This is a genomic window from Ruminococcus sp. OA3, from assembly GCF_022440845.1.
Taxonomy (GTDB): Bacteria; Bacillota; Clostridia; order Lachnospirales; family Lachnospiraceae; genus Ruminococcus_G.
This window is the reverse complement of sequence record NZ_JAKNTO010000001.1, coordinates 2989780-3015382: the sequence shown is the minus strand read 5'-3', so window position 1 is coordinate 3015382 and position 25603 is coordinate 2989780. Positions and strand designations below refer to the sequence as shown.

Annotated in this window: 26 protein-coding genes; 25 read left to right on the top strand and 1 reads right to left on the bottom strand. The window is 47.6% G+C overall.

Annotated features, from left to right (window positions below):
• Position 1 precedes the first annotated feature (1 nt).
• The 10 genes from MCG98_RS13590 (at position 2) to rpsA (ending at position 9626) form a co-directional block, all read left to right on the top strand.
• Complete coding sequence (locus MCG98_RS13590; protein ID WP_240302479.1) at positions 2 to 745, top strand: OadG family protein; 744 nt, start codon at positions 2 to 4, stop codon at positions 743 to 745.
• Between the two features lie 11 nt (positions 746 to 756).
• Positions 757 to 1128 carry a biotin/lipoyl-binding carrier protein gene (locus MCG98_RS13585; RefSeq protein WP_240302478.1) on the top strand — a complete coding sequence of 124 codons (372 nt, stop codon included), beginning with the start codon at positions 757 to 759 and terminating at the stop codon, positions 1126 to 1128.
• A gap of 16 nt (positions 1129 to 1144) precedes the next feature.
• The gene (locus MCG98_RS13580) at positions 1145 to 2293 is read left to right on the top strand and encodes a sodium ion-translocating decarboxylase subunit beta (protein WP_240302477.1); all 1149 of its coding nucleotides are present in this window, start codon (positions 1145 to 1147) and stop codon (positions 2291 to 2293) included.
• A gap of 10 nt (positions 2294 to 2303) precedes the next feature.
• Complete coding sequence (locus tag MCG98_RS13575; RefSeq protein ID WP_240302476.1) at positions 2304 to 3716, top strand: oxaloacetate decarboxylase subunit alpha; 1413 nt, start codon at positions 2304 to 2306, stop codon at positions 3714 to 3716.
• Between the two features lie 149 nt (positions 3717 to 3865).
• Entirely contained in the window at positions 3866 to 4732 is an 867-nt protein-coding gene (locus MCG98_RS13570; protein ID WP_240302475.1) for a M15 family metallopeptidase, read from the top strand.
• A 125-nt stretch (positions 4733 to 4857) separates the two neighbouring features.
• A complete protein-coding gene (locus MCG98_RS13565) occupies positions 4858 to 5784 on the top strand; it encodes a MurR/RpiR family transcriptional regulator (RefSeq protein WP_240302474.1) in 927 nt (308 codons plus the stop codon).
• Entirely contained in the window at positions 5777 to 7006 is a 1230-nt protein-coding gene (locus tag MCG98_RS13560) for an NAD(P)/FAD-dependent oxidoreductase (RefSeq protein ID WP_240302473.1), read from the top strand. The genes MCG98_RS13565 and MCG98_RS13560 overlap by 8 nt, the downstream gene beginning before the upstream one ends.
• Before the next feature lie 30 nt (positions 7007 to 7036).
• Entirely contained in the window at positions 7037 to 7708 is a 672-nt protein-coding gene (cmk, locus tag MCG98_RS13555; RefSeq protein WP_240302472.1) for a (d)CMP kinase, read from the top strand.
• A 3-nt stretch (positions 7709 to 7711) separates the two neighbouring features.
• The gene (ispH, locus tag MCG98_RS13550; RefSeq protein ID WP_240302471.1) at positions 7712 to 8563 is read left to right on the top strand and encodes a 4-hydroxy-3-methylbut-2-enyl diphosphate reductase; all 852 of its coding nucleotides are present in this window, start codon (positions 7712 to 7714) and stop codon (positions 8561 to 8563) included.
• Entirely contained in the window at positions 8544 to 9626 is a 1083-nt protein-coding gene (gene rpsA / locus MCG98_RS13545; protein WP_240302470.1) for a 30S ribosomal protein S1, read from the top strand. Before ispH ends, rpsA begins: the two co-directional genes overlap by 20 nt.
• 196 nt (positions 9627 to 9822) lie before the next feature.
• Here the strand turns inward: rpsA and MCG98_RS13540 are convergent, their stop codons facing one another.
• Positions 9823 to 10929, bottom strand: coding sequence for a ribonuclease H-like domain-containing protein (locus MCG98_RS13540; RefSeq protein WP_240302469.1), 1107 nt, complete (start codon positions 10927 to 10929; stop codon positions 9823 to 9825).
• Between the two features lie 155 nt (positions 10930 to 11084).
• On the opposite strand from MCG98_RS13540, the gene rsxC reads away from it, so the two are divergent.
• From rsxC to MCG98_RS13465, 15 genes are all read left to right on the top strand, one after another.
• The gene (gene rsxC / locus MCG98_RS13535; RefSeq protein ID WP_240302468.1) at positions 11085 to 12404 is read left to right on the top strand and encodes an electron transport complex subunit RsxC; all 1320 of its coding nucleotides are present in this window, start codon (positions 11085 to 11087) and stop codon (positions 12402 to 12404) included.
• An 18-nt stretch (positions 12405 to 12422) separates the two neighbouring features.
• Positions 12423 to 13394 carry an RnfABCDGE type electron transport complex subunit D gene (locus tag MCG98_RS13530; protein WP_240302467.1) on the top strand — a complete coding sequence of 324 codons (972 nt, stop codon included), beginning with the start codon at positions 12423 to 12425 and terminating at the stop codon, positions 13392 to 13394.
• Positions 13387 to 13989, top strand: coding sequence for an RnfABCDGE type electron transport complex subunit G (locus MCG98_RS13525; RefSeq protein ID WP_240302466.1), 603 nt, complete (start codon positions 13387 to 13389; stop codon positions 13987 to 13989). The genes MCG98_RS13530 and MCG98_RS13525 overlap by 8 nt, the downstream gene beginning before the upstream one ends.
• Positions 13990 to 13996: 7 nt before the next feature.
• On the top strand, positions 13997 to 14701 hold the full coding sequence (locus MCG98_RS13520) for an electron transport complex subunit E (RefSeq protein ID WP_345891724.1): 705 nt from the start codon (positions 13997 to 13999) through the stop codon (positions 14699 to 14701).
• Positions 14702 to 14714: 13 nt separating this feature from the next.
• On the top strand, positions 14715 to 15290 hold the full coding sequence (gene rsxA / locus MCG98_RS13515) for an electron transport complex subunit RsxA (RefSeq protein WP_240302464.1): 576 nt from the start codon (positions 14715 to 14717) through the stop codon (positions 15288 to 15290).
• Positions 15291 to 15305: 15 nt separating this feature from the next.
• A complete protein-coding gene (locus tag MCG98_RS13510; RefSeq protein ID WP_240302463.1) occupies positions 15306 to 16100 on the top strand; it encodes an RnfABCDGE type electron transport complex subunit B in 795 nt (264 codons plus the stop codon).
• Positions 16015 to 17079, top strand: a complete 1065-nt coding sequence (locus tag MCG98_RS13505; protein WP_240302462.1) for an FAD:protein FMN transferase — start codon at positions 16015 to 16017, stop codon at positions 17077 to 17079. The genes MCG98_RS13510 and MCG98_RS13505 overlap by 86 nt, the downstream gene beginning before the upstream one ends.
• Positions 17080 to 17240: 161 nt before the next feature.
• Positions 17241 to 17603 carry a NusG domain II-containing protein gene (locus MCG98_RS13500; RefSeq protein ID WP_240302461.1) on the top strand — a complete coding sequence of 121 codons (363 nt, stop codon included), beginning with the start codon at positions 17241 to 17243 and terminating at the stop codon, positions 17601 to 17603.
• A gap of 12 nt (positions 17604 to 17615) precedes the next feature.
• Positions 17616 to 18122: a Gx transporter family protein gene (locus MCG98_RS13495; RefSeq protein WP_240302460.1), complete on the top strand. Its 507-nt coding sequence runs from the start codon at positions 17616 to 17618 to the stop codon at positions 18120 to 18122.
• 3 nt (positions 18123 to 18125) lie between these two features.
• Positions 18126 to 18731 (top strand): Holliday junction branch migration protein RuvA, encoded by a 606-nt coding sequence (gene ruvA / locus MCG98_RS13490; RefSeq protein WP_240302459.1) that lies wholly within the window; start codon positions 18126 to 18128, stop codon positions 18729 to 18731.
• 30 nt (positions 18732 to 18761) lie between these two features.
• The gene (gene ruvB / locus MCG98_RS13485) at positions 18762 to 19769 is read left to right on the top strand and encodes a Holliday junction branch migration DNA helicase RuvB (protein ID WP_240302458.1); all 1008 of its coding nucleotides are present in this window, start codon (positions 18762 to 18764) and stop codon (positions 19767 to 19769) included.
• Positions 19770 to 20037: 268 nt separating this feature from the next.
• Positions 20038 to 20445 (top strand): cell division protein ZapA, encoded by a 408-nt coding sequence (locus MCG98_RS13480; RefSeq protein WP_240302457.1) that lies wholly within the window; start codon positions 20038 to 20040, stop codon positions 20443 to 20445.
• A gap of 56 nt (positions 20446 to 20501) precedes the next feature.
• A complete protein-coding gene (locus MCG98_RS13475; RefSeq protein ID WP_240302456.1) occupies positions 20502 to 22694 on the top strand; it encodes a U32 family peptidase in 2193 nt (730 codons plus the stop codon).
• Between the two features lie 12 nt (positions 22695 to 22706).
• The gene (locus MCG98_RS13470) at positions 22707 to 24155 is read left to right on the top strand and encodes an FtsW/RodA/SpoVE family cell cycle protein (protein WP_240302455.1); all 1449 of its coding nucleotides are present in this window, start codon (positions 22707 to 22709) and stop codon (positions 24153 to 24155) included.
• On the top strand, positions 24061 to 25542 hold the full coding sequence (locus MCG98_RS13465; RefSeq protein ID WP_240302454.1) for a penicillin-binding transpeptidase domain-containing protein: 1482 nt from the start codon (positions 24061 to 24063) through the stop codon (positions 25540 to 25542). Before MCG98_RS13470 ends, MCG98_RS13465 begins: the two co-directional genes overlap by 95 nt.
• Positions 25543 to 25603: the final 61 nt, after the last annotated feature.

Below are 25603 nucleotides of genomic sequence, written 5' to 3'. Positions count from 1 at the left end.
TATGAAACGGACATTAAAAAGAGTTACAAGTGTACTGTTGCTATTGCTCTGCACAGGCATTCTGTGTGCCTGCGGGTCTCGAAACAATACATCCGGACTCACCGATGAGGAAGCAGAAAACTGGGAGAACCAGACCGTTAATTTCGTAAGTGAACTGGCACAGATGTCCGATGAAGATCTGGATAGCCTTCTGCAGTATGGTGACTTTTATGAGAGTGCAGTCACGGCATGGAAAGATAACAGGGAGGTTCTTGGTGCTTACCAGACGACGGGAGAGACAACCTGTAAGCTGGACGGAGGTATCCTGACGGTAACCTCAGATATGCAGTTTGAAAAGAAAGCGGCGACAGTTACCCTGACGATCAACCAGGAAGAAAATACACCGACCTATCTGGCGATGGAAGTACAGCGTACGATGGGCGAAAAAATGAAAGAGGCCGGAAGCAATACGGTGCTTGGTATTCTGGTGGTGTTTGTCGTACTGATCTTCTTAAGCTTTTTGATCTACCTGTTTAAATACATCAATCTCTGGGCTATGAAACAGGAGCAGAAAAAAAGCGGACAGGTACAGCAGGTGCCTGCAGCTGTACCGCAGGCGGGAGTACAGGAAGAGGATATGACAGATGATGAGGAGCTTATCGCGGTGATCGCAGCGGCGGTTGCAGCGGCGGAGCAGACTTCCACAGACAGTTTTGTAGTGCGTTCTGTAAAAAAAGTTCATAGAAATAACTGGAAAAGAGCATAGGAGGATTCGATATGAAAAGCTATACCATCACCGTAAACGGAAATGTATATGAGGTCACTGTGGAGGAAAATACGGGCGGACCGGCAGCTGCCCCGAAGCCGACACCGGCAGCAGCACCAAAAGCTCCGGTTTCAAAACCGGCAGCGAAGCCGGCAGGCGGATCTGCCGGTGCAGTTCAGGTCACAGCCTCAGTTCCGGGAAAAGTATTCAAAGTGGAAGCTAGTACCGGTCAGAGTGTGAAAACGGGGGACACCATCGTGATCCTGGAGGCAATGAAAATGGAAATACCGGTTGTCGCTCCGCAGGACGGGACGATCGTAAGTATTGATGTAGCTGTAGGCGATACGGTAGAATCTGGAGATGCACTGGCATCCATGGATTAAGACAGGGGGTCATGAAATGTTAGAAACATTATCAAACCTGCTGCACCAGACGGCGTTTTTCAACCTGACAGGAGGGAACCTGGTGATGATCTTTATTGCCTGCGTGTTCCTGTTCCTGGCGATAAAGAAGGGTTTCGAGCCGCTTCTGCTGGTTCCGATCGCCTTTGGTATGCTGCTCGTCAATATCTATCCGGATATTATGGCGGGACCATACGTAGATGCACAGGGTGTAGAGCACGCGGCAGGTCTTCTGCATTATTTTTATAAGCTGGATGAATGGAGCATTCTGCCTTCACTGATCTTTATGGGAGTCGGCGCGATGACAGATTTTGGTCCTCTGATTGCAAACCCAAAGAGTTTCATCATGGGAGCCGCAGCTCAGCTGGGGATTTATGTTGCGTATTTCCTTGCCATTTTTCTTGGCTTCGGACCGGCAGCAGCAGCGGCGATCTCGATCATCGGAGGCGCGGACGGACCGACTTCCATCTTCCTTGCAGGAAAGCTTGGGCAGACTGCACTGCTCGGACCGATAGCGGTGGCGGCATACTCTTATATGTCCCTGGTACCGATCATACAGCCGCCGATCATGAAGCTGCTGACGACGGAAAAAGAGCGGAAAATCAAGATGGAACAGCTTCGTCCGGTATCAAAACTGGAAAAAATCCTGTTCCCGATCATTATCACGATCGTTGTGTGTATGATTCTTCCGACCACTGCGCCCCTTGTCGGAATGCTGATGCTGGGGAACCTGTTCAGAGAGTGCGGCGTTGTGAAACAGCTGACAGAGACGGCATCGAATGCACTGATGTACATCGTGGTCATACTGCTTGGAACATCTGTGGGGGCGACGACAAGTGCAGAGCGTTTTCTGAACTGGGATACGATTAAGATTGTTGCACTGGGACTCATAGCCTTTATATTCGGAACGGCGGGCGGTGTTCTGCTGGGCAAACTGATGTGCAAACTGACAAAAGGAAAAATCAATCCGCTGATTGGATCGGCTGGTGTGTCAGCAGTACCGATGGCGGCGCGTGTGTCTCAAAAAGTAGGGGCAGAGGCAGATCCGACGAATTTCCTGCTGATGCATGCCATGGGACCGAATGTGGCCGGGGTGATCGGAACGGCTGTTGCAGCGGGAACTTTTATGGCGATATTTGGAGTATAGGAGGGATAACATGGCGGATATAGAAAAGAAACCAATCAAAATAACAGAAACGATCCTGCGTGATGCACATCAGTCTCTGATTGCGACAAGAATGACAACGGAGCAGATGCTTCCTGTCGTTGATAAATTAGACAAAGTTGGTTACCATTCAGTGGAATGCTGGGGAGGTGCGACGTTTGACGCATCGCTTCGTTTTCTGAAGGAAGACCCGTGGGACCGGCTCCGCAAATTCCGGGACGGATTTAAAAATACGAAACTTCAGATGCTCTTCCGCGGACAGAATATTCTGGGGTACCGTCCGTATGCGGATGATGTAGTGGAATATTTTGTTCAGAAATCAATTGCTAACGGCATTGATATCATCCGTATCTTTGACTGTATGAATGATCTGAGGAACCTTCAGACAGCTGTGAGTGCGGCAAACAAAGAGAAAGGACATGCACAGGTTGCACTGTCTTATACCATCGGGGATGCATATACACTGGAATATTGGACCGAGATGGCGAAGAAGGTGGAAGCGATGGGGGCAAATTCGATCTGCATTAAGGATATGGCAGGACTTCTGCTTCCATATCAGGCGACAAAGCTGGTTACAGCCCTTAAAGAAGCTACCTCCATTCCTATCCAGCTTCATACGCATTACACATCAGGTGTTGCATCCATGACATATATGAAGGCGATTGAGGCGGGCGTCGATGTGATTGACACTGCAATGTCACCGTTCGCACTCGGCACTTCCCAGCCGGCGACGGAGGTTATGGTGGAGACATTTAAGGGAACACCTTATGATACCGGATTTGACCAGAATCTTCTGGCAGAAATTGCTGATTATTTTCGCCCGATCCGCGACGAAGCGCTGGACAGCGGTCTCCTGAATCCAAAGAATCTGGGTGTCAATATCAAGACACTGCTGTATCAGGTACCTGGCGGCATGCTTTCGAATCTCACATCGCAGCTGAAAGAACAGCATGCGGAAGATAAATACTATGAGGTTCTGGAGGAGGTGCCGCGTGTCAGGAAAGATCTGGGGGAATGTCCGCTTGTTACACCTTCCTCACAGATTGTGGGAACACAGGCGGTGTTTAATGTGATCATGGGAGAGCGGTATAAGATGGTCACAAAGGAGACGAAGGCAGTTTTATCCGGTCAGTATGGGGCGACCATCAAACCGTTCAATCCCGAGGTTCAGAAAAAATGCATCGGAGATACGGAACCGATCACCTGCAGGCCTGCAGATTTGATTGATGATGAACTGGATACTTTGGAAAAAGAAGTGGCACCATGGAAAGAACAGGATGAAGATGTGCTGACCTACGCACTGTTCCCGCAGGTTGCGACTGATTTTTTCAAGTACAGGGAGGCCCAGGAAAAAAAGATAGACGCGACGGCAGCTGATAAGGAAAATAAAGCTTACCCGGTATAAGAAGGATTGTTGCACGAAGTGCATGTTATTGCGCAGAAGATTCCAGAGGAATTTCCTGTGCAGATAAAAAACGGAATATGTCCATGATACGTTTGCGGCGTATTGTGGACGTATTCTTTTTTACCGTGGTTTGCGGCATGGAGGTAAACATGAAAAAGAGTGTGAAATGGATGATGGCAGCGGCAGTCTGTGCAGCGGGGGCGGTTCTTCTGACTTATCGTTTTACGGGGAACCGCGAAGCGGAAGCAGAAAACACACCGGATCAGAATGTGGAAAAGGCAGCGGAGGAAGAAAACGAAAGACAGGAAGTACAGGAAGATATACAGGAAATACGGGAAAAAGATGAGGAAACATCGGAGACTGTGTCAGCGGGTGATATCCGGCAGATGGCTGCGGAAACGGTACTGACAGAGGAACAGATTGCTTCTGTCGGGGAGGATTCATTGTTTTACCAGGAAGAGATATCAGATGTTATATTTGAACGAATGTATGGGAAATCTTTTAAAGGGGACTGTACCGTACCGAGAGAAGAACTGAGGTATGTAAGGGTTCTGCATAATGGATTTGACGGTGAGGCACATATAGGCGAACTGGTCGTCAATCAGGCGATCGCAGATGACGTGACATCGATTTTCAGGGAGCTTTACCAGTCCGGGTATCCGATTGAAAAAATCCGGCTGATCGACGACTATGACGCAGACGATGAGCAGTCTATGGCAGATAACAACAGTTCTGCATTTAATTTCCGCTTTATCTCTCACAGTACAACACTGTCTAATCATGCCAGGGGCATGGCAGTTGATATTAATCCGAAATACAATCCTTATGTGAAAATTGTGAACGGAAAGGAAAACTGTGAGCCTGCAAATGCCCGTGAATATGCCGACCGTACCGCGGAATTTTTATACAAAATAGACACCGGGGATCTGTGTTATCAGGTGTTTACAAAATACGGATTTTCATGGGGAGGAAGCTGGACGAGTGCGAAGGATTATCAGCATTTTGAAAAAGCATGAAGTCAAAAACCTTTGGGAGATTGCGTCTTGACGCAAGCTGTTCTTGTGTTATACTGAACAGATGAAAGTATACAGGAGGGGTATGACTCCTTTATGATGCATACCGCTTAGGAGAAAATAAAAGTATGGAACAATCAGAAAATTTATTGACCAGAATCAACCAGCAGTATGGAAAACTCAGCAAAGGGCAGAAACGCCTGGCAGCGTATATTACGGACAATTATGACAAGGCTGTGTTTCTGACGGCGGCAAAACTTGGAAGCGAAGTCGGGGTAAGTGAATCCACTACGGTCCGGTTCGCAGCACAGCTGGGATACCAGGGGTTTCCTGAATTTCACCGTGCGCTTGAAGAGCTGGTTATCAACAAGCTGAACTCTATCCAGAGGATGGAAGTGACCTACGGCAGGGTACCACAGGCGGAAATCCTGGATAAAGTACTTCAGGCTGATATTGACAAAATCAAGCTGACAATGGAACATCTGGATCACGAGATCTTTGACCAGGCGGTAGAGACGATCCTGCAGGCAAAGACGATCTATATCATAGGGATCAGAAGCTGTGCACCGCTTGCACATTTTCTGAGCTTTTATCTGAACCTTGTTGTGGATGATGTCCGACTGATTCAGACGAATTCGGCAAGTGAGATTTTTGAGCAGATGATACGAATCAACGAGAAGGATGTGATCATCGGAATCAGTTTTCCCCGGTATTCCATGCATACCCTCAAGGCAATGGAATTTGCAAACAACCGGAATGCAAAGGTGATCACGCTTACAGACAGTATTCATTCGCCGATGAACCTTTATTCTTCCTGCAATCTGATTGCGAGGAGTGATATGGCGTCGATCGTGGATTCACTGGTCGCACCTTTAAGCGTTATCAATGCGCTGGTAGTCGCACTCTGTATGAAAAAGCAGCAGGAAGTCGTTGATACGCTGGAGTCCATGGAGAAAATCTGGGATGAATATAAAGTTTACAGCAACGATGAGATCAATTCAATTGATGATTCGGTGAAACTTAGTTTTGCAGGTCTGGGGGAAGATGATGTCTAAGGTATTGATCATAGGGGGAGGAGCTGCCGGTATGGCCGCAGCGGTGTTTGCCGCTGAGGCAGGGCACCTCGTGCACCTTTTTGAAAAAAACGAAAAGCTGGGGAAAAAAGTCTATATCACGGGGAAAGGCCGCTGTAATTTTACGAATGCCTGTTCCATGGAGGAATTATTTGACAGTGTGATTCGCAATCCAAAATTTTTATACAGTGCATTTTATGGGTATAATAATTTTGATGCCATAGAGTTTTTTGAGCGCCTTGGGGTCAGAACGAAAATAGAACGCGGAAACCGTGCGTTTCCAGTCTCAGATCATGCGTCGGACATCATCCTCGGCATGGAACGGAGAATGAAAGAGCTGGATGTGAAGATTCATCTGCGAAGCAGTGTGAAAAAAGTGCTGACGGATGAAAAAGGTGCCGCGGGTATTCTGCTGGAAAATGATGCCGTTATCGCAGGGGATGCCGTGCTTGTTGCTACAGGAGGCCTGTCTTACCCGACGACAGGGTCAACAGGTGACGGATACCGGTTTGCCAGAGAATGCGGGCATGCTGTGACCGGGCTCAGGCCTTCCCTCGTACCCATGGAAACAGATGAGGATTATATTGCCAGGATGCAGGGACTTTCGCTGCGGAATGTAACGCTTCGGATGTATGCAGACGGGAAATGCTGTTTTGAAGACTTTGGTGAGATGCTGTTTACACATTTCGGCATTACAGGACCGTTGGTTCTTACGGCAAGTGCACGGACAGGAGAATATCTGCAGCAGGGATCTCTTTCGTGTGAAATCGACTGGAAGCCGGCACTATCAGAGGAACAGCTCGATGACCGAATTCTTCGGGATTTCACAAAAAATCAAAATAAACAGTTCAAAACGGTGGCTCAGGGACTGCTGCCGTCGAAAGCCATGTCAGTGCTCCTGGAATTGTGGGGGAGTTCTCCTGAGAAGAAGATCCATGAGATATCGAGGGAAGAGCGCCTTACCTTTGTAAAGCTTTTAAAGCATTTTCCTTTCACTGTTACCGGGCTTCGTGGATACAATGAAGCAGTCGTGACAACCGGGGGAGTTGCTGTCAAAGAAATCAACCCTAAGACAATGGAATCAAAGAAAGTAAAAGGACTCTATTTTATTGGAGAGGTGCTGGATACGGATGCGCTTACCGGCGGATTCAATCTGCAGATTGCGTGGTCAACTGCGTATGCCGCTGCCAGTGCAGTGATATAAGATCAGGATTATTACAACGGGAGGAAAACCATGAGTTTTAATATAGCAATTGACGGACCGGCAGGAGCGGGAAAAAGCACGATCGCGCGGCAGGTGGCAAAAAAGCTGGGATATATTTACGTGGATACCGGGGCAATGTACCGTGCCATGGCGTATTATCTGCTGAGGCAGGGGGTGGCGCCGGATGATGCCGGTGCGACAGAGCGGGTATGTGAATTTGCAGATATTTCAATTGCCTATGAGAATGGAGAACAGCAGGTGATACTGAACGGGGAAAATGTGACGGAGTTCCTTAGAACGGAAGAAGTGGGAAATATGGCATCAGTGAGTTCCGCCAATCCTGCAGTGCGCAGAAAACTTGTAGAACTGCAGCAGAGGATGGCCTCTGTCACTGATGTTGTGATGGACGGGCGAGACATCGGTACTCAGGTGCTTCCAGGAGCCCAGGTCAAAATTTACCTGACAGCGGGAGCCGGGATAAGAGCAATCAGGAGATATGAAGAACTGAAGGAAAAAGGGATTTTGGGGGACCTGGAACAGATACAAAGAGACATTGAACAGAGGGATTACCGGGATATGCACCGGGAGATTTCACCGCTTGTACAGGCAGAGGATGCTGTTTATCTGGATACTTCCCATATGGGTATTCAGGAAGTCGTGGAGGCGGTTCTTAAATTGTGCAAAGAGAGGCAGAACGGATAGAAGATGAAAGTGACAGTGGCAAAATCTGCAGGATTCTGTTTTGGCGTGAAACGGGCTGTGGAACAGGTTTACGAACAGGTAGCGTGCTCAAGAGATAAAGTATATACGTACGGACCCATTATACATAACGAACAGGTTGTGTCCGATCTTGAATCCAGAGGTGTCTGCGTGATAGAAACTGCAGAAGAACTTTCACAGCTGACGGAAGGCACTGTAGTCATACGGTCCCACGGGGTGCCGAAAGAGATCTATCGGATCATGGAACAGAAGGGACTGAACTGTGTTGATGCAACCTGTCCGTTTGTAAAAAAAATCCATGATATTGTGGAGCGGGAAAGCCGGGATGGTAAACAGATTGTGATCGTCGGAAATGACCGGCATCCTGAAGTGGAAGGCATCAAAGGCTGGTGTGAGACACCGGCGATTGTTATCAATACTGAACAGGAAGCGGAAAAACTGTCCGTTAAACCTGACACAAAATTATGCATTGTATCCCAAACGACATTTAATTACAACAAATTTAAAGATTTAGTTGAAATTCTTGCCAAAAAGGGTTATGATAGAATTGTTTTAAATACGATTTGCAATGCCACCCAGGAGAGACAGGAGGAAGCAAGGCTCCTGGCACGCGAGGTGGACGCTATGATTGTCATTGGTGGCAGGCATAGCTCGAATACGCAAAAACTGTATGATATATGCAGAAATGAATGTAAAAATACTTACTATATACAGACACTCGTTGATTTGGAAACCAAGCCTTTTCAATCTATCAGTCATGTAGGTATTACAGCAGGGGCATCGACCCCAAATAATATAATTGAGGAGGTTCAAAAACATGTCAGAATTAAGTTTTGAACAAATGCTGGAAGAATCATTTAAAACTATCAGAAACGGAGAAGTGGTTGAAGGTACAGTCATCGACGTTAAGCCGGATGAAATTATCTTGAACATTGGCTATAAAGCAGATGGTATCCTTACAAGAAGCGAATACACGAACGAACCAAACGTTGATCTTACGACCATCGCCCAGCCGGGTGATACCATGGAAGTAAAGGTTCTGAAAGTAAACGACGGAGAGGGACAGGTTCTGCTTACCTACAAGAGACTGGCAGCAGAAAAAGGAAACAAGAGACTGGAAGAGGCTTATGAAAATCATGAGATTCTCAAAGCAAAAGTTGCACAGGTGCTGAATGGCGGCCTGAGCGTTGTTATCGATGAAGCCAGAATCTTTATTCCTGCAAGTCTTGTTTCCGATTCTTATGAGAAAGATCTTTCCAAGTATGCGGATCAGGAAATTGAGTTTGTAATCAGCGAGTTCAATCCGAGAAGAAGACGTGTCATTGGTGACAGAAAACAGCTTCTGGTAGCTGAGAAGGCAGAGAAACAAAAAGAACTGTTTGAGAGAATCCATGCAGGTGATGTGGTAGAAGGTACGATCAAAAACGTTACAGATTTTGGTGCATTTATCGATCTCGGAGGCGCTGACGGTCTGCTCCACATTTCTGAAATGTCATGGGGAAGAGTGGAAAACCCGAAAAAAGTTTTCAAGGTTGGTGAAGCGATCACTGTTCTCATCAAAGAGATCAATGGGGATAAGATTGCACTCAGCCTGAAATTTGAAGATCAGAATCCATGGCTTGCAGCAGCTGAAAATTATGCGGTTGGAAATGTTGTGACAGGCAGGATTGCCCGCATGACAGACTTTGGTGCATTTGTTGAATTGGAGCCGGGTGTTGATGCACTGCTTCATGTTTCCCAGATTTCCAAAGAGCATGTAGAAAAACCGTCGGATGTTCTGAATGTTGGAATGGAGATTACTGCTAAAGTTGTTGATTTTAACGGCGAAGAGAGAAAAATCAGCCTGAGCATGAAGGCAATGGAACAGACAGAAGACATGGCTGAAGAGACAGAAGAATAAAATAACGTAACAGTTCAGGACGGCGGGGGAATTGGTGCAGAAAGCTGCATCAAGCTTGCTTGAAAGTCGCTTTCTGCACCAATTTCCACATCGGATGAACATCCGATGATTCTTGACCGGTTTTTTCGGTCAGGAAGATGCGCCGTCCTGAACTGTTACAAAATAACAATAAGTATTAAAAAAATGGACGGACATTTCATATGTCTGTCCATTTTTTAGATGCCTCCTGTTTCCCGGTGCGCACATATTGCAGCGCAGCATGCGCATATGATTTAAAGTCTGAGATTTCGGAAAAATCATCATAGAGGCACCATGACGGCTCCATCCTGTGATTCTGTCCAAAAACAGGGAGGGAGCAGGCATATCCCGGGGGAAGCAGTACATAGCTTCCGCTTTTTTTCTGATAACAGTTTTTCTGTGTGGCCTGGATTCTGTGTCCGCGTTCTACATAACGTCCGATACTTTTGTGGACCGCAGTGTCCTCATCCGGCAGATAATAGTAATTCCTGTAATCTGGAAAAAAGTATTTCAATGTGCCGTCAAATCTTTCAGCCGACAGAGTCAGACTGTCCGCTCTGACGGAAAGGCAGAAGCCGCTTTGTGAACAGGAAAAAGACACCGGAAGCGGATGATCCGTCTGCAGTGACAAGGTGACCGTCTTTTCCTGCTTTGTCATGTCGAGTACTTTGAATTCACCCTGGAATAAGCGGTCAAGGGTAAGAAGAGGCAGGATCCATGCCATGCCGGCCACATCTTCCCGGTTATGCCGAAGCAGCATTTCCAGAAAACGGTTATCGGCGGTACGGAGGTACTCACGGTAAACCCCGATCAGCTCTTTTCCGGATTTGTCATCTGTGCGGGGGCTTCCTGCAAGCTGCTCCAGATCCTGCTGCTTCATGGAAGATACGGAAAGCAGGGAGCGGTATGGGCGCAGCACGGAGTAGAGATCCAGTTCCGGTATCAGTGACAGAAAATCGGCAATGCCGTAGTACACACATTTATGTTTAAGGTACGGAAGGTCAAATGATCTTCCATTAAAATGTATAAGGCAGGAGGCTTCCGGGAGAGCGTCGGCGAATGAGCCGATGGCATGTTTCTCATCGAGAGGAGATTCACAGAACCACTGTGTCAGCTGCCAGGAGCCGCACTCTTTTTTCAGCATGCCGATCAGATAAAGGTAGCTTCTGCCGGGAGAGAGACCGGTGGTCTCAATGTCGAACAGGCAGAATCCTTCGGGCAGCGTATTGGCTATTTTGTCAAAAGAAGGTGGGGTTTCTACGGGGAATTTGTGTATTTGCATCATTGATTGCTCCTTTCCTCGAATTGCATTTAATTATATACTTCTTTTTTGAAAAAAAATAGTGATTTTTATAAAAATTTAGTTTATAGTATAAGTTATGATTTTATGCCTGAGGCAGTTTTACTGTGACAGGCATTTATGATGAAGGAGGTTTAGGAATGGGAATTTTAACATTTAAGGGTGGCGTTCATCCTTATGATGGGAAAGAATTGTCGAAAGACAAACCGATCCAGACGTTGAATCCAACGGGGGACCTGGTTTATCCATTATCGCAGCATATCGGCGCGCCGGCAAGACCCATCGTACAAAAGGGTGATCATGTTCTGATGGGACAGAAGATCGCAGAAGCGGGCGGTTTCGTTTCAGCGCCGATCTATGCCAGTGTTTCAGGAACTGTTAAAGGAATTGAACCGCATCTGACAACCGTTGGTTCTGTTGTAGACGCGATTGTAGTGGAAAATGATGAGAAATATGAGACCGTAGAGTTCCAGGGAATTGCATCACTGGATGAACTTTCAAAGGAAGACATACTGAAGCGCATTTCTGAAGGCGGTGTTGTGGGAATGGGCGGAGCCGGCTTTCCGACACACGTGAAGCTTGCACCTAAGGAACCGGATAAGATTGAGTATGTACTTGTCAACGGAGCAGAATGTGAGCCTTATCTGACGAGTGATTACCGCAGAATGCTGGAGGAACCTGACAAAGTGATCGGTGGTCTGAAGGTGATTCTGAAATTATTTGATCATGCAAAGGGGTACATATGCATCGAGGACAACAAACCGGACTGTATCGCTAAAATGAGCGAGATGGTGAAAGATGAACCGCGAATTGAAGTAAAAGCATTAAAAACGAAATATCCGCAGGGTGCGGAGCGTATGCTGATCTATGCGACGACAAAACGGAAGATCAATTCTTCCATGCTGCCGGCTGATGCGGGCTGTGTTGTGGACAATATTGATACCGTCGTAGCCATCTATAAATCGGTGATGCTCGGAACGCCGCTGATGCACAGAATCGTCACGGTTACCGGAGATGCGATTGCAAATCCGCAGAACTACTATGTGGCAATCGGAACAAACTACCAGGAGCTTGTGGACGCTTCAGGCGGTTTTAAAACGGAGCCGAAAAAACTGATCTCGGGAGGTCCGATGATGGGATTTTCCATGTTTGATATGAATGTTCCGGTGACAAAGACGACATCATCGCTTTTATGTCTGGTAAAAGATGATATTGCTGACAGCCCGACAACGGCATGTATTAACTGCGGACGGTGTGTCTCTGACTGCCCTGAGAACCTGGTGCCGTCAAGGCTAGCGACGGCCGCGGATCATCATGATATGGTAAAATTCGAAAAAATGAACGGCGCGGAGTGTTGTGAATGCGGCTGCTGCAGTTATGTCTGTCCGGCAAAACGTCCGCTCGCCCAGTCGATCAAGTCAATGCGCAAGGAAGTATTGGCAAGCCGCAGGAAGAAATAATAGGAGAGGGATAAGAATATGAGTGAATTATTACATGTGTCGTCATCACCGCATGCGCGTTCCAGGGTAAAGACAGATTATATCATGCTGATGGTAGTGATTGCATTGCTGCCGGCAAGTATTTTCGGTATTTACAATTTTGGTTTCCGTGCGCTGATGCTTATCTGTGTCAGTATAGCAGCCTGCGTGCTGACGGAGTTTATCTACGAGAAACTGATGAAGCAGCCGGTTACGATCGGAGACTTCAGTGCCGTTCTGACCGGGTTGTTGCTGGCGCTGAATCTTCCGGCCAGTGTATCCTGGTGGATTCCCGTTCTCGGAGGGGTATTTGCAATCCTTATCGTAAAACAGCTGTTCGGAGGCCTGGGACAGAATTTTATGAATCCGGCGCTCGCAGCGAGATGTTTTCTGCTGATTTCCTTTGCGGGACAGATGACAAACTATGCCGTACCGGGCGGCGCGTTTGGAAATATTGCGGTGGACACTGTATCGGGAGCAACCCCGCTGCTGGCTCTGAAAACAGGCGGAAGTGTTGATCTGATGAGCATGTTTGTCGGCAATGTACAGGGAACGATTGGTGAGACATCCGTGATTGCACTCTTGATCGGCGCGATTTTCCTGGTTTGCCTGCGCATCATTGATCTTCGGATTCCGCTTACATATATTGTTACGCTTCTGATTTTTGCAGCAATCTTCGGAGGTCACGGACTGGACCCGACCTACCTTCTCGGGCAGCTGTTCGGAGGCGGACTGATGCTTGGTGCATGGTTCATGGCAACCGATTACGTGACTTCACCGATCACGAAAAAAGGAAAGATTGTCTACGGTATCATACTTGGTATTCTGACAGGTATTTTCCGGCTTTTCGGAGGTACAGCGGAGGGCGTATCTTATGCGATCATCTTTGGCAACCTTCTTGTTCCGCTGATTGAGCGTGTGACGATGCCTGTTGCATTCGGTCTGGAAAAAGGAGGGAAGCGTAATGGGTAAAATTATCAAAGATGCCGCGGCACTGCTGGCGATCACACTTGTTGCGGGATTTCTGCTGGGACTTGTGTATGATGTGACACTGGAACCAATCCAGGTACAGGAAGAACTTGCCAAAAAAGAGGCATGTCAGGAAGTATTTGCAGATGCGGCTGATTTTAAAGAGAGCGATGTGGATCTCAAGGCGATCGCTTCCCATAACATCGAAAACGGCTGGGATAAACAGACAGTCGATGAGGTCATGGAAGCTCAGGGTGCAGACGGTGAGACAATCGGATACGTCATTACCGTGACGGATTCTGAAGGTTACGGCGGAGATATCCAGTTTTCCATGGGTGTAAAAATGGACGGGACGATGAATGGTATTTCAATCCTCAGTATCAATGAGACCGCGGGTCTCGGCATGAAGGCGGATACAGATGAATTCAAAAACCAGTTCAAAGATAAAAATGTAGAGAAATTCGAGTATACAAAAACCGGCGCAGCAAGTGATGCACAGATCGATGCACTCAGCGGTGCCACGATCACGACGAATGCCGTTACAAACGGCGTGAATGCCGGTCTTTCGGCATTCCAGTATCTGAAGGGAGGTAACTAGGATGAAAGTGAATTCACCGATGGAACGTCTGTATAATGGTATAATCAGGGAAAACCCGACCTTCGTACTGATGCTGGGTATGTGTCCGACACTTGCAGTTACCACTTCCGCCATAAATGGTCTGGGAATGGGACTGACAACTGCTGTCATTCTTACACTGTCGAATCTGATGATCTCACTGCTGAGAAAGGTGATACCGGACGGTGTCCGCATGCCGGCTTACATTGTCGTGGTTGCGTCTTTTGTGACAATTGTAGAATTGCTGCTGGAAGGATTTATTCCGAGCCTTTATTCTGCTCTCGGTATCTATATTCCTTTGATCGTAGTAAACTGTATTATCCTTGGCCGTGCTGAATCCTACGCATCCAAGAATAAAGTTGTGTCATCGATTTTCGATGGTCTTGGAATGGGATTTGGATTTACGATCGCTCTGACACTGATCGGATTATTCCGGGAGGTGCTGGGCGCGGGACAGATTTTCGGATTCCAGATTATGCCTGCTTCCTATCAGCCGATCACAATCTTCATTCTGGCACCGGGAGCATTCTTCGTGCTTGCAATGCTGGTAGCCTTCCAGAACAAATTCAAGATCGGAAGCGCACGCGTAAAAGAAGACGGAACGAAAGCATGTTCCAAAGACAGCTGTATGAACTGTACAAATACGATGTGCGGTGGAAAAGCACTGGCTGATTCAGCGCGGGACAAAGAATAGGAGGTAGTGCAAAATGAAAGAATTATTGATTATTGCTATCGGCGCTGCCATGGTGAATAACGTTGTGTTAAGTCAGTTCCTGGGACTGTGTCCGTTTCTGGGGGTATCCAAGAAGACGGATACGGCTGCCGGAATGGGCGGTGCAGTTATTTTCGTTATCACGATCGCATCACTGTGCACCAGCCTGATCTATAAATTCATACTGGTGCCGCTGGATATGACATATCTGAAGACAATCGCATTCATTCTTGTGATCGCAGCACTCGTTCAGCTTGTGGAGATGATCCTGAAGAAAACCATGCCGTCCCTGTATCAGGCGCTCGGTGTGTATCTTCCGCTGATTACGACAAACTGTGCGGTTCTGGGTGTCGCATTGACCAACGTTCAGAATGATTATAACGTACTCGAGGGGACCATCTGCGGACTGGCGACGGCAGTCGGCTTTACGATCGCGATCGTACTGATGGCCGGTCTTCGGGAAAAAATTGAATACAATGATATTCCGGAAGCTTTCCAGGGAATGCCGATCGTTCTTCTGACGGCGGGGCTGATGTCCATCGCATTCTTTGGATTCGCCGGACTGGTATAAGGAGGTTCGGGTGATATGGAAATTATTTTAATATCGGCAGTCATCATCGGCGGCATCGGCCTCGTGATCGGTCTGCTGCTGGGACTTGCGGGAAAAAAATTTGCGGTTGAGGTAGACGAAAGAGAAGTAGCTGTGCGGGATGCACTTCCGGGAAATAACTGCGGAGGCTGTGGTTATCCGGGATGTGACGGTCTGGCTGCGGCAATTGTAAAGGGTGAAGCCGCTGTGAATGCATGTCCGGTGGGCGGAGCAGAATCAGCTGCCGTCATTGGAAAAGTTATGGGGCAGGAAGTCTCCGAAACTGCGAGACAGGTTGCCTTTGTACGCTGCGGTGGAAGCTGCTCCAAAGCAAAGAATGAATATGAATATTACGGTGTGGAAGACTGTAATATGATGATCTATGTGCCGAACGGAGGAGCGAAAATCTGTAATGAGGGATGCCTCGGTTTTGGAAGCTGTGTGAAGGCGTGTGCTTTTGACGCGCTTCATATTGAGGATGGAATCGCAGTCGTAGACCGTGAGAAATGTAAGGCATGCGGTAAATGCATCAGTGCATGTCCGCAGCATCTGATCGACCTTGTACCTTATGAGCAGAAGACACTTGTGAAATGTAAATGTGAGCAAAAAGGCAAAGCAGTCATCACGGGATGTGATGCAGGATGTATCAGCTGTATGAAATGCGTGAAAAACTGTCCTGCTGATGCGATCACGATGGAGAACAACGTTGCAAAAATTGATTTTGAAAAATGCACGAACTGTGGCACATGTCAGGAAGTCTGCCCGCGCCACTGTATTGTCAGTGAATTTTAAAACAATCATAAAAACCGGAGTACTGGCGGCATTGCTGCTGGTACCTGGCTTTTTCATTTCCGGCTGCGGCAGTAAGCAGCCGGAAATGGTTTCTAAACAGGGATTTTACTTTGACACCGTTATCGGTATTGAAGCATATGGGAACCCGGACGACGCAAAGGATGCGATCGAGCATGCGTTTGCGCTATGCCAGGATATGGAAAAGACGTTCAGCCGCACGCGCAGTGACAGTGAACTCTATGCACTGAATCACCGCACAGAACAGTCTGTTGAAGTGTCAGATGAGCTTGCAGAGGTCATCAGTGCCGGACTTTCTTATTATGAACTCTCGGAAGGCAGATTTGACATTACGATCGCTCCGGTCAGCGAACTCTGGGATTTTAAAAGTGAAAACCCCAGGGTGCCGGATGATGATTCGATTGCGGAAGCGGTGGCAAAGGTAGATGCGCGGAAAGTCCATGTACAGGGGAATACCATAACATTTGACAGTCCCGACACGATGATTGATCTCGGAGCTATTGTTAAAGGATATGCGGCTGACAGGCTGAAGGAACGTATGGAGGAAGACGGCATCACATCCGGCATGATTAACCTCGGAGGAAATGTCATGACCATCGGCAGTAAACCGGACGGAACAGACTGGGGAGTCGGAATCCAGAAACCATTTGCAGAACGGAATGAGACCATTGCCACGGTCCGGGCTTCAGACTGTTCTGTCGTCAGCTCCGGAGTATATGAACGTTATTTTGAGACGGATGGCATACGGTATTCGCATATTCTGGACGCATCGACGGGTTATCCCGCAGACACGGACCTGTGGCAGGCTACGGTAGTGACAGATTCCTCCATGCAGGGAGATGTACTCAGCACGGTATGCATGCTGCTGGGCTATGAGAAGGCAAGGCAGCTGACGGGGCAGCTGGATGGAATACGGCAGGTATTGTTTGTAGGAGACGGCGGCGTGCTTTTAGAACCGTAGCTTATCAGATGGGAGAAGGAGAGGCCAGAACAATGGACGTCTCCTTTTTTGCGGTCCTGCTGCGATAACCGAATAGGTGTTTGCATTTTAAGGGTCCCTATGATATGATAGAACAAGTTCCTGAAACTGGAGTACATAATCTGCACTGCAGGGAGGTTACGATGAAAAAAAGAGACATGATCTTAATCGGAGCTGTTCTGGCGGCGGCACTTATATTCTGGGTGGTTTCACGGGCGCTGATACCGGCCGAGGGCAGTATGCTCCGTATCACGGTGGACAATAAAGTGTACGGCGAATACCCGCTTGACCAGGATCAGACGATTACGATCAATGATACGAATATATGTGAGATAAAAGATGGAAGAGTAAAGATGACCAGGGCCGACTGCCCGGATCATCTCTGCATAAAAACAGCGGCTGTAACGAAAAATGGCGGAACGATCGTATGCCTGCCGAACCGGGTGTTCCTGGAGGTTGTACATCCTGCGGATTCGGATGAAGTTCCGGATGCAGTCGCATCCTGATGGAGAAGGGTTATGAAAAATAAAACGGCAGTACTCGGACTGTTCGCAGCTCTTGCGATTCTACTTGGATATGTGGAGTCTCTGATTCCGTTTTTTGCCGGAGTGTATGGCGTAAAGATTGGTCTGTCCAACCTGATGATTGTTTTTCTGCTGTATCTGTACGGATGGAGGGAGGCGATCCTGATTTCCGTCATTCGGATTCTTGTGATCGGTTTTTTATTTGGCAATCTGTTCAGTATTCTGTTCAGTCTCGCGGGTGCATCCTTAAGCCTGCTTGTCATGGGACTGCTGAAAAAAGCTCCGGGATTTACAGTGATCGGTGTGAGCGTCGCCGGAGGTGTGGCGCATAATACCGCGCAGATGGCAGTGGCGGTATGTCTTGTCAGTACGTTTAAACTGATGTATTATTTTCCCGTTCTTCTGGTATCAGGTGTGGTGACCGGAGCAGTGATCGGGATTGTGAGCAGGGAGATGATCCGGCGCCTGGAGCCGGTGTTTCAGAAGAATAAGAGGACATAAAGTATGATCGTGTTTGTAAGAGGCGAAGTTGCAGAGCTCGCCGAAAACCATGTGGTGATTGATAATAACGGAATCGGCTATGAAATTTTCATGCCGTCCTCCATGCTGGCATGCCTGCGGCAGGGAGAAGAAGTCCGGATCCATACATACCAGCATGTGAAGGAAGATGCCATGCAGCTGTTCGGATTTCTGACAAAAGGGGATATGCAGGTCTTTCAGCTGCTGATCGGCGTGAACGGTGTGGGACCGAAGGCGGGACTTGGGATATTGTCTGCGCTGTCTACGGACGAACTGCGGTTTGCAGTTCTCTCCGATGACGCAGCTGCGATCTCCCGGGCGCCCGGAATTGGGAAAAAAACGGCACAGAAGATTATACTGGAATTGAAAGATAAGATGGATCTTCAGGATGCGTTTGAACAGAAGCTGATGCACCAGCAGGATGCACAGGCAGACGCGGGTGCCGATCTTGCAGTACACGAGGCGGTACAGGCTCTGACGGCACTTGGCTACTCGAATTCAGATGCCCTGCGCGCAGTAAAACAGCTTGGCGGCATGGATGATATGGATGCCGAAGCGATCCTGAAAGCGGCACTGAAGAAACTGATTTAATGAAATCATCAATGAATGGAATGAAGGCGGATGGATAAGAGGATCATTACAACAGAATTTACTGAGGAAGATGTGAAGATCGAGGGCAGTCTGCGGCCGCAGACACTGGATGACTATATCGGACAGGAGAAAACGAAAGAAAATCTGCGGATTTATATTGAGGCTGCCAGACGGCGGGGAGATGCACTGGATCATGTGCTGTTCTACGGTCCTCCCGGCCTGGGGAAGACGACACTTGCAGGCATCATTGCAAATGAGATGGGAGTGAACATGAAAGTCACCTCAGGACCTGCGATCGAAAAACCGGGGGAGATGGCTGCCATCCTGAATAATCTTCAGGAAGGGGATGTACTGTTTGTCGATGAGATCCATCGTCTGAACCGCCAGGTGGAGGAAGTCCTGTACCCCGCCATGGAGGATTTTGCCATTGACATCATGATCGGCAAGGGGGCAACAGCCCGTTCGATCCGGCTCGATCTTCCGAGATTTACACTGGTGGGAGCGACAACGAGGGCGGGGCTTTTGACAGCACCGCTGAGAGATCGTTTTGGAGTGATCCATCATCTGGAATTTTATCAGGAAGAGGAGCTTGAGACGATCATCCAGCATTCCGCCCAGGTACTTGGTGTTAAAATTGATACGAAGGGTGCCGCCGCTCTCGCAAGACGCGCGAGGGGAACGCCGCGCCTGGCAAACCGTCTCCTGAAAAGAGTGAGAGATTTTGCTCAGGTAAAATATGACGGTATCATAACAGAAGAGGTAGCGGTATATGCACTGGATCTTCTGGAAGTTGACCAGTACGGACTGGACAGCTGTGACCGGATGATCCTGACTACGCTGATTGAAAAGTTTGCGGGTGGTCCTGCAGGGCTTGATACACTGGCAGCTGCCATAGGAGAAGATTCCGGGACGATCGAAGATGTCTATGAACCATATTTGCTGAAACACGGTTTTTTGAACCGTACCCCCCGGGGCAGATGTGCAACAGTAAAGGCATATGAACATCTGGGAATCGCTGTTCCGGAGACGGAAAACTGACGGTGCGAAAAAGTAAAGGTTGTTTTTCTGGCATTTTCTATTATAATAGTAGTATAATGTTGGGGTCAAAAGCTTTTTTGACCCCATGATACCACGGATTGTTCCGCACTATGTGCTCCCACAATCCTGAAAACATTCGAAATCCGCCCTGCTCGGGCTATTTTCTCATGTTTTGCGGGTCCCAAAGTCATGCTTTTTCATGCAAGCATGAAGCGCACGACCTTTTGACCCTGGTATCGTAGTATAAAAGGATGGAGGTAAGCTGTTAATGCCTACAAAAAATACAACACAGGTCTTGATCGGCGGAAAAATCATTAAGCTGAGCGGATATGAGAGTGAGGAATATCTGCAGAAGGTGGCTGCATATCTGAATAATAAAATTGCAGAGCTGGGCGAACTTCCAGGATACAACCGTCAGCCTGTTGAGACAAAGAGCACACTTTTAAGCCTGAATATTGCAGACGATTATTTTAAGGCAAAAAAGCAGGCGGAAGTGTTTGAAGAGGATTCTCAGGGAAAAGATAAAGAAGTATATGATTTAAAGCATGAGCTGATAGCAGTACAGATTCAGCTTGAAAATGCATTAAAAGAGCTGGAGGCAGTCAGGGCGGAGAAGCAGTCTCTGTCACAGCAGGTGTCAAAACTGCAGAGTGATATGGAAGAACTTTTAAAATAGGAAAACGGGGGATTGCTGGACGGGTAATCTCCTTATTTTTTGAAAAGAGGAACGTTATGAGAGCAGAATTGCTGGCACCTGCCGGATCTTATGAAGCGATGACGGCAGCTTACCTTGCGGGGGCTGATGCAGTCTATATTGGCGGTGAAAAATTTGGAGCAAGGGCCTACGCAGACAATCTGGACAGCGTGCATATGCTGGGAGCGATAGACTATGCACATCTGCATGGAAAGCAGTTATATCTTACGGTCAACACAATGCTCAAAGAATCGGAGCTGGAGAATGAATTATATGAATATCTGCTTCCATACTATAAACGGGGGCTGGACGCGGTTATAGTACAGGACTCAGGTGTTTTTTCTTTTATAAAAAAAGAATTTCCCGGACTTCCCATACACTGCAGCACACAGATGACAATCACTGGAGCAGCCGGCGCACGACTTTTGGAACAGCTGGGTGCAAGCCGTATTGTGACAGCAAGGGAATTGTCGCTGCAGGAGATACAGGATATCAGGAAACAGACAGAACTCGAGATTGAAAGTTTTGTTCACGGTGCATTATGCTATTGTTATTCAGGTCAGTGCCTGTTCAGCAGCATGCTGGGAGGCCGCAGCGGAAACCGCGGAAAATGTGCACAGCCATGCCGGCTTCCATATCAGGTAAATGAGGGCAGAATAACGTTAAATGATGAAAAAACAGCGTATGTGCTGAGTCCAAAAGACATGTGCACGATAGATCTGCTGCCGGAGATACTGGAAGCGGGTGTGACTTCTCTGAAGATCGAAGGACGGATGAAAAAGCCGGAATATACGGCAGGCGTTGTCCGCATTTACCGAAAGTATCTGGATCTGGCGACTGAAGGTGAAACTTATGAGGTGGCGCGGGAGGACAGGCAGGAATTATTTGACCTGTATAACCGCGACGGCTTTCACCAGGGATATTACAGGCAGAGAAACGGACGCAGAATGATGGCGCTTCGAAATGAAAAAACGTTGAAAAAGAAGGACGGCCAGGTCCGCAATGAGGCGTTGTTTGAGAGAATCTCGCAGGAGTATGTGAAGCCGGAAGATCAGATCAAAGTCAGGGCGGAGGTATCACTGAAAGCCGGGGAGAAATCCAGGATCAGACTTTCTGCCTGCGGGCATGAGGCAGTCTGTCAGGGTGCGGATGTTCAGCGGGCTGTGAAACAGCCGCTGTCGAAAGAGCGCGTGGAGAGACAGCTGCGTAAGACCGGGGCTACCTTATTTCATATCGAAGCATTATCTCTGGAGATGACAGATGATATCTTCATGCCGATGCAGGATCTGAATGAGCTGCGCCGCGGCGCACTTGCATCACTGGAACAGGAGATTTTAAAAAAGTTTTTCAGGGAAGAATTCAGAAGTTTGAATGAATCTGATAAAACGGTGAAAAATTCACATAAAGAGACTGATATACCGGTCTGGGCTTCGGCAGAAACGAAGGAACAGATAAGCGCTCTGCTGAACTCGGGTGCAGTAAAGAGAATTTATGCATTGTGTTCCGTGTTTTACGGAAAACGGTTTTTAGAGAATGTGGGTATGTATGTGAAGGAGTGCACGAGACAGGGAATTGAACCGTTTCTTATGCTTCCGTATATGCTGCGTGAAGAGAAGACGGAAGAGCTTTTTGCATATCTGTCTGAGTTGAAGCTGACAGGAATCCGAGGCTTTCTCGTGCATAACCTGGAACAGTATGCACGGATGAGGGAAGCCGGAATGCAGGAGTGCACGGTGCAAAATGCGTCGATGTCCGCGTGGAACCACAGGGGGAAATTATTATTTGATCAGCTCGGTATGGAGGGTGATACTGTTCCGGCAGAATTAAATTCCAAGGAGATTAAAAAACGCTGCAATACAGACAGCGAGATGGTGGTCTACGGATATACGGTTCTTATGATATCTGCACAGTGTGTAAAGAAAAATCTGGATGCCTGCAGAAAGGAAGATTCTGTTCTTTATCTGAGGGACCGCTATAAAAAGCAATTTGCGGTAAAATGTGACTGCAGTTTCTGTTATAATACCATATATAACAGTATACCCACGGGACTTTTACGGGAATATCAGGAGGTAAAAGAACTCGGTGTAAGAGCCGTAAGGCTTAACTTTACGATAGAGGATTCAAAACGCACTGCGGCGATTGCCCGGTTATTTTCGGAAGCTTACGGGATGGGAAAACTTCCGCAATATTCCGGAGAGTTTACGAAAGGGCATTTCAGACGGGGCGTATAGACAGGTGAATGTATGATCAATATCATAGTTGAATTATCAAAGTATTTAATCATAATCCTGATGACGCTGTTTACCTTTCAGTGTTTCCGGATATTCAAAAAAAAGGATGAAGACGACAAGAAATATGTGCTTCGCAAGCAGGTGATTCTGATTCTTTTTCTGAATCTGATTGCCTTTCTTGTGATGTATCTCCAGACCATGGAAGTTAAAATGCTGATCATGTATCTGCAGGTGGCAGCATATATCGTGGTTCTGCAGGTTATATACCGCATTTTTTATAAGAAGGCGTCCATGCTGGTGGTGAATAATATGTGCATGCTGCTGAGCTGCGGATTTATCATGCTCAGCCGTCTCGATTTCGAGAAAGCGGAGAAGCAGTTTTTTATCGTGGTGGCGGGAACTGCTATTTCACTGCTGGTACCGGTCATCATCCGGAAGGTGAAACTTCTGAAGGACCTGACATGGCTTTACGGGATCCTGGGTATCATTTTGCTGCTCGCAGTGCTGGCGCTGTCAAGAGTGACGGGAGGTGCCAATCTGGCGCTGGAGATCGGCGGGATCAGTTTTCAGTTTTCAGAGCTGGTAAAAATAACGTTTGTATTTTTTGTTGCGGGAATCCTGAGAGGGGACCCCAGTTTTAAAAAGGTTGTAACTGCTACGGCAGTGGCGGGAATTCATGTAATGATCCTGGTATTATCTACAGATCTCGGAAGTGCACTTGTATTTTTTATGACTTACGTTGTAATGGTTTACGTCGCCACGAAAAAACCATTATATGCGCTTGCAGGACTTGCGGGAGGAAGTCTTGCAGCTGTGGCTGCCTATTTCCTGTTCGGCCATGTGCGGCAGCGTGTTGTGGCATGGAAAGCCCCGTTTTCCGTATACGAGACAAATGGATATCAGATCGTTCAGTCGCTGTTTGCGATCGGTGCAGGGGGATGGTTTGGTGTCGGGCTTTTTGCGGGTTCTCCAAAATCAATTCCCGTTGTGACGCAGGACTTTATTTTCGCAGCGATCTGTGAGGAGATGGGAGCAATCTTCGCGATATGCCTTCTGCTTGTGTGTATGAGCTGTTTCCTCATGATCTTAAATATTTCAATGAGGATGAGCAATAAGTTTTATAAGTTGATTGCCCTTGGACTTGGGACAGAATATGCGTTTCAGGTATTTCTGACAGTCGGCGGCACGACAAAATTTATACCAATGACCGGAATCACACTTCCACTTGTGAGTTACGGAGGAAGTTCGGTCATCTGTACGATCGTCATGCTGGCGATCATCCAGGGACTTTACATTTTGAGAGAAGACGAAGGAGCAGAACTTGAGAAACAAAAACAGGAACGAAACCGGAAACCAGGAGCGCAGTATGAGCAGAAAAGAAGAAAAGGCACTGAGCAGACAAGAGAAAAAAGCCTTGAAGAAAAAATCGAAGAGGAAACAGAAAAAAGCCTCCGGTGGTAAAGAATATGTGGTGGTGGCTTATACGTTTGTCGTGATCTTTCTGTCTCTGATCGGCTATATGGTTTATTTTAACGTGAAATTGAGTGAGGAATTTCTGAACAGCCCGTATAATAAAAGGCAGAGCTCTTATGAAGAGCGGGTTGTGCGCGGGGATATTATGGCTTCCGGCGGTGAGATACTGGCACAGACGGAGACAGATGAAGAGGGTAATGAATACAGGACATATCCGTATAACAATCTGTTCGCACATGTAGTGGGCTACACGAGTAATGGCAACAGCGGACTGGAATCAACTGAGAATTATCATCTTCTGACTTCGCACGCGGGTGCGGTTGAACAGGTGACAAATGAATTCAAAGAAGAAAAAAATATGGGAGATACGATCGTTACAACACTCGATGTCAGGCTGCAGCAGGTTGCCTATGATGCACTCGGAGGATACAACGGAGCTGTGGTTGTGATGGAACCTGACACCGGAAAAGTACTGGCGATGGTCAGCAAACCGGATTTTGATCCAAATACGCTGAGCTCTATCTGGGATGAACTTGTCAGTGACGACAGTAACACAAATCTTCTGAATCGCGCGACACAGGGTCTTTATCCGCCGGGGTCAACATTTAAAATAGTGACAACTCTGGCGTACCTGAGATCCGGGGAGCGTCTGAGTGACTTTTCTTTTGACTGCCAGGGTGAAGTGACAAATGGGGGGTATACGATCCACTGTTATAATAACAACGTGCATGGTCACGAGGATTTTGCGGCGGCGTTTGCGAAATCCTGCAACAGTGCATTTGCACAGATCGGTGTAGATCTTGGCAGAGGTACCTTCGCACAGACAGCGGAGGATGTATTGTTTAACAAAAAGCTTCCCATCGAGATTCCTTACAGCAAGGGGAAATTCACGCTCGATGGCAGTACACCGGATGCACTTGCCATGCAGACGGCGATCGGGCAGGGGAATACGGTCACATCACCGATGCACATGGCAATGATAACAGCCGCTGTTGCTAACGGCGGGAATCTTATGGAGCCGTATTTTGTGGACCGGATTGAAAACTACACCGGAGCCAGCGTGAAGAAATATTCACCGTCGGTCTATGAAAGACTGATGACATCCGAGGAGGCACAGACGATCAAGGAACTGATGGAGGGGGTTGTACAGAGCGGCACCGCATCCATGCTTTCCGGTCAGAGCTACACGGCAGCCGGAAAGACAGGAACAGCCGAACACGGTGATATGAGCGGATCTCCACATGCATGGTTCGTCGGATTTTCAAACGTTGACAATCCGGATATTGTCGTCAGTGTGATCGCGGAAAGTTCCGGGACAGGCAGTGATGTCGCAGTCCCCATAGCAAAACAAATATTCGATGCATATTACAATTAAGGTTGCACACCCTGTTAAAAAGAGGTATACTTATTACAAGTAACACTACGCATAACAGGAG

Excerpts from the sequence above, each read along its gene's own strand:
- cmk (WP_240302472.1), top strand. The coding sequence starts at position 7,037 with ATGAGTTTTAATATAGCAATTGACGGACCGGCAGGAGCGGGAAAAAGC.
- MCG98_RS13575 (WP_240302476.1), top strand. The coding sequence starts at position 2,304 with ATGGCGGATATAGAAAAGAAACCAATCAAAATAACAGAAACGATCCTG.
- ruvA (WP_240302459.1), top strand. The coding sequence starts at position 18,126 with ATGATCGTGTTTGTAAGAGGCGAAGTTGCAGAGCTCGCCGAAAACCAT.
- MCG98_RS13585 (WP_240302478.1), top strand. The coding sequence starts at position 757 with ATGAAAAGCTATACCATCACCGTAAACGGAAATGTATATGAGGTCACT.
- rsxA (WP_240302464.1), top strand. The coding sequence starts at position 14,715 with ATGAAAGAATTATTGATTATTGCTATCGGCGCTGCCATGGTGAATAAC.
- MCG98_RS13470 (WP_240302455.1), top strand. The coding sequence starts at position 22,707 with ATGATCAATATCATAGTTGAATTATCAAAGTATTTAATCATAATCCTG.
- MCG98_RS13475 (WP_240302456.1), top strand. The coding sequence starts at position 20,502 with ATGAGAGCAGAATTGCTGGCACCTGCCGGATCTTATGAAGCGATGACG.
- MCG98_RS13565 (WP_240302474.1), top strand. The coding sequence starts at position 4,858 with ATGGAACAATCAGAAAATTTATTGACCAGAATCAACCAGCAGTATGGA.
- MCG98_RS13465 (WP_240302454.1), top strand. The coding sequence starts at position 24,061 with ATGAGCAGAAAAGAAGAAAAGGCACTGAGCAGACAAGAGAAAAAAGCC.
- MCG98_RS13570 (WP_240302475.1), top strand. The coding sequence starts at position 3,866 with ATGAAAAAGAGTGTGAAATGGATGATGGCAGCGGCAGTCTGTGCAGCG.
- MCG98_RS13530 (WP_240302467.1), top strand. The coding sequence starts at position 12,423 with ATGAGTGAATTATTACATGTGTCGTCATCACCGCATGCGCGTTCCAGG.
- MCG98_RS13540 (WP_240302469.1), bottom strand. The coding sequence starts at position 10,929 with ATGATGCAAATACACAAATTCCCCGTAGAAACCCCACCTTCTTTTGAC.
- MCG98_RS13525 (WP_240302466.1), top strand. The coding sequence starts at position 13,387 with ATGGGTAAAATTATCAAAGATGCCGCGGCACTGCTGGCGATCACACTT.
- MCG98_RS13590 (WP_240302479.1), top strand. The coding sequence starts at position 2 with ATGAAACGGACATTAAAAAGAGTTACAAGTGTACTGTTGCTATTGCTC.
- rsxC (WP_240302468.1), top strand. The coding sequence starts at position 11,085 with ATGGGAATTTTAACATTTAAGGGTGGCGTTCATCCTTATGATGGGAAA.
- ruvB (WP_240302458.1), top strand. The coding sequence starts at position 18,762 with ATGGATAAGAGGATCATTACAACAGAATTTACTGAGGAAGATGTGAAG.
- rpsA (WP_240302470.1), top strand. The coding sequence starts at position 8,544 with ATGTCAGAATTAAGTTTTGAACAAATGCTGGAAGAATCATTTAAAACT.
- MCG98_RS13560 (WP_240302473.1), top strand. The coding sequence starts at position 5,777 with ATGTCTAAGGTATTGATCATAGGGGGAGGAGCTGCCGGTATGGCCGCA.
- ispH (WP_240302471.1), top strand. The coding sequence starts at position 7,712 with ATGAAAGTGACAGTGGCAAAATCTGCAGGATTCTGTTTTGGCGTGAAA.
- MCG98_RS13510 (WP_240302463.1), top strand. The coding sequence starts at position 15,306 with ATGGAAATTATTTTAATATCGGCAGTCATCATCGGCGGCATCGGCCTC.
- MCG98_RS13500 (WP_240302461.1), top strand. The coding sequence starts at position 17,241 with ATGAAAAAAAGAGACATGATCTTAATCGGAGCTGTTCTGGCGGCGGCA.
- MCG98_RS13580 (WP_240302477.1), top strand. The coding sequence starts at position 1,145 with ATGTTAGAAACATTATCAAACCTGCTGCACCAGACGGCGTTTTTCAAC.
- MCG98_RS13480 (WP_240302457.1), top strand. The coding sequence starts at position 20,038 with ATGCCTACAAAAAATACAACACAGGTCTTGATCGGCGGAAAAATCATT.
- MCG98_RS13495 (WP_240302460.1), top strand. The coding sequence starts at position 17,616 with ATGAAAAATAAAACGGCAGTACTCGGACTGTTCGCAGCTCTTGCGATT.